This is a genomic window from Phocaeicola sp. ICN-14070 (assembly GCF_037892625.1).
In the GTDB taxonomy this organism is placed as follows: Bacteria; Bacteroidota; Bacteroidia; order Bacteroidales; family Bacteroidaceae; genus Phocaeicola; species Phocaeicola plebeius.
Window position 1 is genome coordinate 1 of the sequence record NZ_JBBKBF010000169.1, and the last position, 724, is coordinate 724.

Below are 724 nucleotides of genomic sequence, written 5' to 3' on the forward strand. Positions count from 1 at the left end.
GAATTTGAACGAGAAAAAGGTCTGAAACGTACTACAATTAGCCGCTGGCTTCGTATCTTTGGGATTGAAGATAAACCAAGTCCCATTATGAGCAAGAAACTAAGTCAGACCGAGCAGGAGCTTCATGACCGTATTCATGAGCTCGAGCGGAAAATCAAGTCTCTGGAAGTAGAGTTGAAGCAGTCCAACATGGCCCGTGACGCCTACGACTACATGATTGACCTTGCGGAAAAGACCTATAACATTCCAGTAAGAAAAAACTCCGGTGCCAAGTAATCCGGGGCCTGTCTCAAGGCGGACGCCGTTACCGCGTGCGTCCGCTTTGCAGATTGCTTGGCATATCAGCACAGGGATACTACAAGCATGACTATGCCTCAAACGAGGCTGACATACTCTCTGCCAGCATTGTATTGTACTGCCTGTACGTCCGCCAGAAGGAATGTCTTCCCAAAGCGGGCTGTCGGGAACTCTACACACTCTGCCGTGAATACTTCAGGGAAAAGTTCACCATAGGACGGGACAGGTTTTACAATGTGCTCCGTTCCAACTCGCTCATGCTCAGGCGGACAAGGTACCGTCCCCGTACCACGGACTCCAGACACGGTTACCGTCTTTACAGGGATCTTGTAAACACTTCTCCCAAGTACACGCCTGCGGGCAATGGCCAGCTTGTGGTGGCGGACATCACCTATATCTATACCAGAGAAGGTTTTGCCTATCTTTC

Annotated in this window: 1 protein-coding gene and 1 pseudogene; both read left to right on the forward strand. The window is 50.0% G+C overall.

Annotation, left to right across the window (positions count from 1 at the left end; genetic code table 11):
* A partial coding sequence (locus tag WKT20_RS18120; RefSeq protein WP_340417874.1) for a hypothetical protein occupies nucleotides 1-276 on the forward strand: 276 nt, incomplete at its 5' end.
* A gap of 53 nt (nucleotides 277-329) precedes the next feature.
* Nucleotides 330-724 (forward strand): annotated as a pseudogene (locus WKT20_RS18125) (IS3-like element ISPg5 family transposase); the annotation flags it as partial.